The organism is uncultured Enorma sp. (genome assembly GCA_905210055.1).
Lineage (GTDB): Bacteria > Actinomycetota > Coriobacteriia > Coriobacteriales > Coriobacteriaceae > Enorma.
In genome coordinates, this window is the sequence record CAJLVH010000116.1 from 1 (window position 1) to 6,285 (window position 6,285).

Here is a 6,285-nt window from a genome sequence, read left to right on the forward strand (position 1 = left end):
GGTCGCCACTTCCAGGCGGATCTGGTGTCTTCCCAGCTCGAGGATCTCTCGGCGGCAGACACGGCGGACATGCGCGCGGCGCTCAAGCACTACCGGGCATTTCTCTCGAAGAAGACCAACATGCGCCGTTTGAAGCAGGCGCGCGCATCGTACGAGACGGTCAACCAGCTGCACACGGCGGTTATGGCCGCGGCGCTCGGCAAGGGGGTCGCCGCGGATTTTGCGAGCGTGCTCGTGGCCTACCTCACGCGCGCGTACGACGAGGGCGTGGAGGCGCCGCTCGGCGATGTGGAATCTGCCGGCGCGCTCGAGGCGTTCCGTACCATGTGTTCGCAGACCATCGGCTATATCGGTGACGTGGCTGCGGTCGACGCCATGGCGCGGCACCTATTCGTGACGGCCCTCGCCTATACCGTCGACGCCGCGAAGCTTACCGGCCTCGACCGGCTCATCTCCGCCGCGCATGCCCAGATATGCCACGAGCTCGTGCTTGCGTGGTCGTCCACGCCCGGCGCGGAGGCGGCGCTTGCCGAGACGGTAAACGAGGTCGAGGATTCGTGCGACGTGGAGCACCGGCTCGAGGCGCTCTCGGTTGCCGAGCTGCTCCCGTGCGACGCGCTTCCGTGCGTTTCCGTCATCATCGCCCGGAAGCTCCTGGAATCGGTGGCGGAAGGTGCCGACGTGAGCGCGGACATTCGCATGGTGTATGAGCGCCGCCGGACCATGCCGTGGTTCGAGGACGTCTCCAGCTATTACGCGGCGCTCATCGCTGCCGCCAGCATGCAGGAGCTGTTCCGCGAGCATGCGGACGGCTTCCATGCGGAGAGCGCTCAGGTGCTGTGGGATGCCTACGCGCACGACCTGTATCGCGTGGATTCCGCGTATCGAGCATTTTTCTCGGCGTTCGAACGGGCGTTGCTCGTGGCGAACAACGAGCTCGACGATGCCCTCAAGGCGGCAGCCCGGCGCACCGAAAACCTCTATAAGAACTGGTTCTTGAACGAGCTCAACGTGCGCTGGTTCGATTTGTGCGAGCAGGACTTCGGGCGCCTGGGCTACGCTGCGGACATTCCTCGTCTGCGCGATTTCTACCTCACGTACGTCGCACCGGTGGCGAAGGACGCGCGCGTGTTCGTGATCGTTTCCGACGCGCTGCGCTATGAGGTGGCGGCCGAGCTTGCCGAGCGGCTCAAGCGTGAGACGAAGGGTCAGGCGACGCCCAAGGCCATGCAGGCGCCGTTCCCTTCCATAACCGCTACCGGCATGGCGTCGCTTCTGCCGCAGACCGGCATAGCGCTTTCGTGCGACGACGGGAGCGTGCGGGTGCTGGCGGACGGCATGCCAACCAAGAGCATCGCTGATCGCGCCGCGGTGCTGCGCGTGCAGGAACCCACTGCTGTGGCCATTCGGCAGGAGGAGTTCGTATCCATGCGTCGCGACGAGCGACGTGAGCTTGTGAAGGATGCGCAGGTAGTCTACGTCTACCACAATGCCGTCGACGCGACGGGCGACGACGCCAAGACCGAGCACGACGTGTTCGAGGCATGCGAGACCGCCATGAGGGAGATCGTCGCGCTCGTGAGGATCATCACGGGCGAGCTGCGCTGCTCGAACGTGGTCATAACGGCGGACCATGGCTTCCTCTATACGCGCGAGCCGCTCGACGAGCTCGATCACGTGGCTGCCGAGGAGATGGACGCGACCCTCCTCAAGGAGACGCGCCGCTACGCGCTTGCGCCTGCCGGTTCGAGCGTGCGGCACCTGGTAGAGGTCGCCATGGGCGCGAACGGCAGCGACGAGCTCGTGGGGTTCACGCCGCGCGGCTGCGCACGCATTCGCCGACAGGGTGCCGGCGAGAACTATGTGCACGGAGGCCTTTCGCTGCAGGAGCTGTGCGTTCCGGTGGTGAAGTTCAAGAACATGCGTGCCGGGAGCGCTGCGTATGTGGAGGCGGAGCCTGTTGCGATCGAGCTCCTCGACCCCACGAGCCCCATCACGAACACGCTCTTCCGCCTGCGTTTCTTCCAAACGGAGCCCGTGGTCGGTAAGAAGCTTGAAGGCGCATACAACATTGTTGTGGAAGACGCCGCCGGCGATGCGGTGAGCGATGAGGTGCTGCTTGCTGCGGACCGCACGTCGACGGAGGCAGCGGATCGTGAGCTCACGGCGCAGTTTGCCCTCAAGGCGGGCTTCTCGCCGAGCTCGTCCCAGACGTACTACATCGTGGCGCGCCATGCGCAGACGGGCGTCGTTGCGTGGAGACGCGAGGTGCGCATCGAGGTTGCCTTTGCGCCTGCGGTCGATTTCGGTTGGTAGCGGTAGGAAAGGATAACGATACCCATGGCAGAACTCAATGCAGAGCAGAAGAACGGCGTCGTCGTCCCTCCCTACGAGACCGATGAGCTCGACCGCAAGCTGATCCAGGCATTTCCGGGCAAGATCGTGCGTAAGGATCTCACCGCCCTCATGAGGCGCGGCTCCAATGTGCCCACGTTCGTCTTGGAATACCTGTTGGGCATGTACTGCGCCACCACCGATCCCGTCATGGCACAGCAGGGTCTTGCGCAGATCGACAAGATCCTTACCGAGAACTACGTACGGCCAGACGAGAGCGAGGCTATCAAGTCGAAGATCCGCGAGCTCGGGCAGTACACGATCATCGACAAAGTCCAGGCGCATCTCGACGAATATCAGGATATCTACGTCGCCCAGCTCACGAATCTCAACATCGAGCCGTTCGTGATGCCCGCCGAGTACGTACGCAAGTACACGAAGATCCTCATGGGCGGCATCTGGTGCATCATGCGCATCGAGTACCTGCGCGTGGAAGACATGGAGCTCGACGACCCCTTTGGCGAGCAGCCGAAGCCCAAGACGGGTCGAAAGGGCAAGAAGCGCGGGCCGGAGGATTCCCCCTTCCATATCGTGAGCCTGACTCCCATCCAGATGCCCAACCTCGACATCGACGCGTTCATCGCGCAGCGTAAGCTCTTTAGCGCTCGGGAGTGGAGCGACCTCATCCTTCGCTCCGCCGGGTATGAGCCCGCACAGCTCACGCGCCGCGAGCAGCTCCACTACCTGGAGCGCATGGTGCCGCTCATCGAGCACAACTACAACATGTGCGAGCTCGGCCCGCGCGGCACCGGCAAGTCGCACCTGTATACCGAAACCTCGCCGTATGCGTACCTGCTCTCGGGCGGCCAGACCACCACGGCGAAGCTCTTCGCAAGCTTGGGCGGCAGGCACGGCTCGGCTATGGGACTTGTGGGCTATTGGGATGCCATCGCCTTTGACGAGGTGGCCGGCATGCACTTCAGGGATCTGAACGCCGTGCAGATCATGAAGGGGTACATGGCCAACGGCACGTTCGGTCGCGGCACGGACTCCTACAACGCCGACGCTTCCATGATCTTCGAGGGCAACATCAACGACACGGTGCAGAACGTACTCAAGACCACGCACCTGTTCGACCCGTTCCCGCCGGAGTTCAACAACGACAGCGCGTTCTTCGACCGCATCCACTGCTACCTGCCCGGTTGGGAAGTTCCCAAGATGCGCTCGGACATCATCGCCAAGCGCTACGGCCTCATCACGGACTGCCTCTCCGAGTTCTTCCACGATATGCGCCGCCGCGACCTCACCCACGCCTTCGACAGCATGTTCCGCCTGAACGGGGACTTCAACCAGCGCGACGAGATCGGCGTGCGCAAGACCTTCTCCGGCATGGCGAAGTTGCTGTACCCAGACGGGCGGATGACCAAGGACGAGGCGCGCGAGATCCTGGAGTACGCCATCGAGGGGCGCCGCCGCGTGAAGGAGCAGCTCAAGATCATAGCGGGCATCGAGTTCATCGACGTCAACCTGGGGTATACCGACGTGGACGACCCGACGGTGCCGCATGTGATCTACGTTCCCGAGCAGGCGTCCGGCGCGCTCATTCCCGAGAACGCCGTGCAGCCGGGCCATGTCTTCGGCATTGGCCGCTCGCTCGAGGGCGAGTTCGCCGTGTACCGCATGGAGAACAAGGCGGTCGCGGGCGACATGAAGTTTCAGACGGAGGGGCTTGGCTACGCGCGTCCCGTGCGCGAATCCATGCTCGCGGCGTTCGAGATCTTCAAGAACAATGCCGCGCGCCTAGCGACCGGCATGCATGTTGGGGCGAAGAACTATCTGCTCTTCTGCAACGACTTGCAGGGTAAGGGGCTTTCTGAGGAACTTTCGCTCGCCGAGTTCGTGGGTTTGTGCTCCGCGGCGAGCAACCGGCCGACCATGGCCGCGCTCGCCATCCCGGGTATCTTGCGCCTTTCGGGCACACTCGAGCCGGTGAACAATCTGAACGACATTCTGCGCGTGGCGAAGAACGCCGGGGCGCGCCACGTGCTGCTGCCGCTCGACTCCATCCGCGACCTGCAAGACGTCGCGCCCGAGATCATGGGGTCGGTGAGCCCGGTGTTCTACAACACCGGCGACGTGGTGGACGCCGCGCGCAAGGCGCTGGGACTTTAGGGGGCGTCATGGAAGAGGATCGTCTCACCGGTGCGGTTGAGCGCATCGCGGACGTGATGGAGCGCGAAGAGGCGCGGCGTCGACAGAATGCGCTGCGTGACGGCCTTGCGGCCTTGCGATTGAAATCCGCGCTCTGCGAACAACTGCGTGCTGCTATGGATGCTGCGGTCGAGGAGGCCGGAGGACTCCCACGCGAGTTCGATGCGGAGCGGACGTACAGCTCGATGTGCTCGCTTGAGTCGAGCGGCGAGCTCGTGGAGTATTTACAGCGTTCCTTCGACTACATGAGGAGGCTGGTAGGGGAGTATCGCAACTGCGACCCCGCGATGCCCGGACGTGTTATGGGTGCGGCAGCGCGAGCGGCGGCGGAGTGCTTGGAGAAGATCGAGCGCGAGCTCGCGGAGCGGGGAGTTGACGTGTCGCTTTCCGGGACGATTCCCTATGCTGTTGAGCGTCCGGCGCCCGAGGTGCTTTCACAGGTAAAAGAGCACTTCGATGCGCTGTTCGAGGTGGAGGAGCGGCTGTTCCAGAAGTTTCGCCGTGTGCTCGAGGTGGGCGGAATCTTCTCCGCTTTTTCTGCTGAGCCTTCGTGCGAGGAGGAGATGGATCTGGCTTCGGTTATCGAGGAGCTTGAACGGGCGGTGGAGCTTCCGTTCTTCGGCCCCTTCGATGACCCCACGCCTATCGTCGAGGCGTTTTGGCATGGCTGGTCGGAGCTTGCGCGGGCGGTTGCCTGCCTTTGCCCGCTGCCGCGCGCCACGCTGGAGCGCTACGAGCTGTCTGTCTGCGACCATCTGGACGCCGCTATGCGAGGAGAGGGCTGAACCATGAACTATTTAGCTGATCCATTGAAAATTAGGTGTGAGTTTAGTGCGGATTGCCAGGAATATATCATTGATGACAGCTCCTTTTGGGTCGATGTCAGGCTAGATATTGATTGCCCGTATCTCATTCAAGTCCTAAGAAACTACGAGGCCAAACTTCATGAGGATGAAGATTTCGAACCTGAGGTATACGATTCGGATGTAATCATGCTCCTTGGATCGCATAATCTCGGCAGCAGGGATGAGCGGCATATAGAGTATCTTGAGCCGGAGGATGGCGCTTTCTATATAGAGGCCAATGTGCCGAAGACCCTTGATGAGTTCTATCGCAACCTCATTGTTTTGTTCCGTGAAGAATTCTGTTTCTGCAATCCAGACGAACTTGTAAAAGAACTCGATGAGATCCGTGACGAGATTCTCGATTCCATTAATAGCGTGACATGGGAATCCTCAGATGAAGGCTGGAAGTGTGGGAGCGCCTTTGATGATGACGAAGATGCCGCACACGAGTACTTCCTCAAATCGTTCCAACTATCTAACGTTCCGGAAGAGGACGTAGCACGTCTTCGCGAGCTCGTTGCAGAGAGCAATGCGTGTGCCATCGCCGAGGTTGATGACGATGACCTCCTCGATTACGTTGAGACGAACCTAGAAAAGCGGTACATCGTCTATCGCTATTCCAAGGAAGAGGGGAACGAAGCGGGTACTTTCGAGGACTACATCGGAGTCTACGTGCCGTAGGGAGCTAGGATTCTGCGCGGATGGCATCTCGAGCCTTGGGTCGGTGGGTTTTTGGCAACCTGGTGAGTATACACGCGTCCTGAAGAATAGAACATGCAGGTAGAAGCGTTGCCGCGATCGAGCCTACTCGGACGATTGCCCAAAACCCACCGATTCGAGGCTTGGAAACCAGCCATTGCAGCCATTGGGGACGGGTTCATTTTGACAGGTGGCT

General features: G+C 61.4%; 4 protein-coding genes. All 4 read left to right on the forward strand.

The window, feature by feature from the left end; translation table 11 throughout:
• Window positions 1-2,316 (forward strand): BREX-1 system phosphatase PglZ type A (gene pglZ / locus QZ079_RS07400; protein WP_297037117.1); only part of this gene is annotated, 2,316 nt, incomplete at its 5' end.
• A 24-nt stretch (window positions 2,317-2,340) separates the two neighbouring features.
• A complete protein-coding gene (gene brxL / locus QZ079_RS07405) occupies window positions 2,341-4,506 on the forward strand; it encodes a BREX system Lon protease-like protein BrxL (protein ID WP_297037120.1) in 2,166 nt (721 codons plus the stop codon).
• A gap of 8 nt (window positions 4,507-4,514) precedes the next feature.
• A complete protein-coding gene (locus tag QZ079_RS07410) occupies window positions 4,515-5,330 on the forward strand; it encodes a hypothetical protein (RefSeq protein ID WP_297037123.1) in 816 nt (271 codons plus the stop codon).
• Window positions 5,331-5,333: 3 nt separating this feature from the next.
• A complete protein-coding gene (locus QZ079_RS07415; protein WP_297037126.1) occupies window positions 5,334-6,071 on the forward strand; it encodes a hypothetical protein in 738 nt (245 codons plus the stop codon).
• The last annotated feature ends 214 nt before the right edge of the window (window positions 6,072-6,285 follow it).